The 3,181-nt window shown below is 48.9% G+C and carries 4 protein-coding genes; all 4 read right to left on the reverse strand.

The features are described 5' to 3' along the window. On the reverse strand, positions 1–1,175 hold a 1,175-nt coding region (gene pqqE / locus A3774_RS15860), incomplete at its 3' end, for a pyrroloquinoline quinone biosynthesis protein PqqE (RefSeq protein WP_067869979.1). Continuing rightward, a complete protein-coding gene (pqqD, locus tag A3774_RS15865; protein WP_231868004.1) occupies positions 1,150–1,446 on the reverse strand; it encodes a pyrroloquinoline quinone biosynthesis peptide chaperone PqqD in 297 nt (98 codons plus the stop codon). The genes pqqE and pqqD, both read right to left, overlap by 26 nt. Then, complete coding sequence (gene pqqC, locus A3774_RS15870) at positions 1,439–2,209, reverse strand: pyrroloquinoline-quinone synthase PqqC (RefSeq protein ID WP_067869982.1); 771 nt, start codon at positions 2,207–2,209, stop codon at positions 1,439–1,441. Before pqqC ends, pqqD begins: the two co-directional genes overlap by 8 nt. A 33-nt stretch (positions 2,210–2,242) precedes the next feature. After that, entirely contained in the window at positions 2,243–3,169 is a 927-nt protein-coding gene (gene pqqB, locus A3774_RS15875) for a pyrroloquinoline quinone biosynthesis protein PqqB (protein WP_067869985.1), read from the reverse strand. Positions 3,170–3,181 lie beyond the last annotated feature (12 nt).

Genomic DNA, 3,181 nt, shown 5'->3' on the forward strand with positions numbered 1-3,181 from the left:
CCCTTAGCAAATACTTTAGAGTTACGCTCATTTCGGAAGGTAAACTCATCTGGATTATTAACCACCGCTTCCGCACGTTCCCTCGCTTCTTCGATTAAGTGGTGATGTTCTGACTTGGCACAGACGGGGTCTGCATTGTACATATCCCCTGTCAGCATAAAGGCCTGACAGTGACAACCACCAAAGTCTTTATCTTTCTCATCACAGCTACGACACGGCTCTTTCATCCAGGCATTACCACGGAAGTGATTAAACCCAGGACTCGTATCCCAGATCTCCTGTAAGCTCATCTCGGTAACATTCGGGAACTCGATCGGCAACATTCGTGCACTATGACACGGGAGCGCTTTACCATCCGGCGTAACCGTCAGGAACACTTGCCCCCAACCATTCATGCAGCCTTTAGGCCGTTCTTCGTAGTAATCAGGTGTCACGAAGATCAGCTTGATCGGATTACCTTCAGCCGCTAGTTTGGCACGGTACTCATTGGTAATACGTTCAGCACGCTCAAGTTGCGCACGGGTTGGGAGTAGCTGTTCTACGTTTTCATAAGCCCAGCCGTAGTATTGGCAGGTGGCTAACTCAACATAGTCGGCATCAAGCTCCACACACAGTTCTATAATACGGTCGATGCGATCAATATTATGACGATGGGTGACGAAGTTGAGCACCATAGGGTAACCTTGGGCTTTAACCTCTTTAGCCATTTTCAGCTTTTGTTCAAAGGCTTTTTTAGAGCCCGACAGCATACTATTAACCGATTCGTCACTGGCCTGAAAGCTGACTTGGATATGATCTAAGCCAGCCTGCTGAAACTCAGCCATTTTATGCTCATTCAGCCCGACCCCTGAGGTGATTAGGTTGGTGTAGTACCCCATCTCATGGGCGCCACCAATCAGTTCAATCAGGTCTTTACGAACAAGAGGCTCACCGCCTGAAAAACCCAACTGAACCGCCCCCAGATCTCGCCCTTGTTGGAAAACATCCAACCATTGCTGGGTGGTAAGTTCGCCACCAAAGTCAGAAAAATCAAGCGGGTTGGAGCAGTATGGGCATTGCAGTGGGCATTTGTAGGTCAGCTCTGCGAGCAGCCAAAGTGGCTGCCCGTGAGATTTGTCATCGCTAATTATCGGCGGTGTCGGTTGTGCGTTACAAGGTGATCCAGTGTTGGCCATGTGCTTCTCCTAGAAACTCGATAATATCGCCACTCAGATCACCCGAGTCAGGGAACTTGGCTTCCAGCTCTGATGTAATGGCGGCGACGGAACGCTCGCCATCCACTAAGCCTAGAATCTCGCCCGCGGGACCGTTGAGTTGAATCATTCCTTCAGGGTAAAGCAACACAAAACAGTTTTGTGCTTTTTCCCATTGAAAGCGAAACATCTTATTTAACACCGGCACTGAGGCCGCTGTTATCTCAATATCACTCATTAACCTATCACTCATTAAATAACCCTTTGTGATAAACCCGTTGATCCGTCACTGTATGGTACGGTGGACGTTTCAGCTCATAGGCCATGGTCATCGCATCTAGCATGCTCCAAAGGACATCCAGCTTAAACTGCAGAATCTCAAGCATACGGTCTTGTTGCTCACGGGTGGTGTAGTGATCAAGGGTAATACCTAATCCATGTTCCACATCACGACGGGCTTCCGACAGACGGTTTTTAAAGTACTGATAACCATCATCTTTAATCCAAGGATAGTGCTGTGGCCACGTATCTAAACGGTTTTGGTGAATCGTTGGCGCAAACATCTCCGTGAGCGAGGAGCTAGCGGCTTCTTGCCACGAAGCACGACGGGCAAAGTTGATGTAAGCATCCACTGCAAAACGCACACCCGGTAATACATGCTCACAGGAGAGTATCTCTTCTCGATTCAGGCCTACGGCCTCACCAAGACACAACCAGGCTTCGATCCCACCCACAGCGCCGTTGTAGCCATCATGATCCAACACACGTTGCACCCAATGTCTGCGCACATCACGATCAGGGCAGTTAGCCATAATCGCGGCATCTTTTACGGGAATGCTAATTTGGTAATAGAAACGGTTAGCCACCCAACCTCGAATCTGTTCGGGGGTGCATTTACCGTCATACATGGCGATATGATAAGGGTGTTGCGTATGATAAAAATCGCCTTTCGCACGTAGCGCCGCTTCAAACTCATCGCGGCTCATCGGCTGTTTATCGCTTGCTTTGCTTGTCATAATTTCTATGGCCTCTACACATCACTGGTAGGCTTAAAGCTCTATGGACATTCCGTCGTAAGAGATCTCTATACCATGGGAAAGAACTTCTGCATGCTCGGCAGAGTCTTCATCCAGTATCGGGTTGGTGTTGTTTATATGAATCAGTACTTTGCGCGGTTTTTCCAACGTATCTAAGTACTCGATCATGCCACCCTTCCCTGACTGCGGTAGATGCCCCATTGCTACGCCCAGCTTGTCACCGACACCGGTAACGATAAGCTCGTCTTCCTGCCAAATCGTGCCATCAACAAGCAACACATCGGCGGATTCCATATACGCGCGTAGATGGGGTTCAATCTGACCTAAGCCAGGTGCATAGAACAATTTTTTACCGGTGCGGGTATCTTCGATTTGTATACCGATATTATCACCCGGATGCGGATCATCACGGTGAGGCGAGTACGGCGGCGCACTGCTCAACAACGGAACCGCGGTCAACGTTAACTCTGGCACTTGAGGAACAACAAACTCATTCGCCTCATCGCCATCATTAATTGGAATGCGGTTAATATTATTCCCCCCATTCCAATGTTTAAGCATATTAAAAACAGGGAAACCTGAGGTCAGGTCCTGCTCAACCATCTCAGTGCACCAGATATTGTGGGGACACCCTTCACGCAGCATCAATAAGCCGGTGGTGTGGTCGATCTGACTATCCATATAAACGATCGCAGCAATCCCAGTATCGCGGATTGCACGATTCGGTTGCATAGGGCCAAAGTTGGCAAGTTGTTCACGGATGTCGGGCGAGGTATTAAAGAGAATCCAGTTCTCGCCATCAACACTGACAGTAATGGAGGATTGTGTTCGGGTTTTTGCATTGATAGTGCCGGCACGCACGCCTGCACAGTTACGACAGTTACAGTTCCACTGAGGAAAACCGCCGCCAGCGGCTGAGCCTAATACTTGTACTTTCATTATTTTTCTTCT

The organism is Neptuniibacter marinus (assembly GCF_001597725.1).
Lineage (GTDB): Bacteria > Pseudomonadota > Gammaproteobacteria > Pseudomonadales > Balneatricaceae > Neptuniibacter > Neptuniibacter marinus.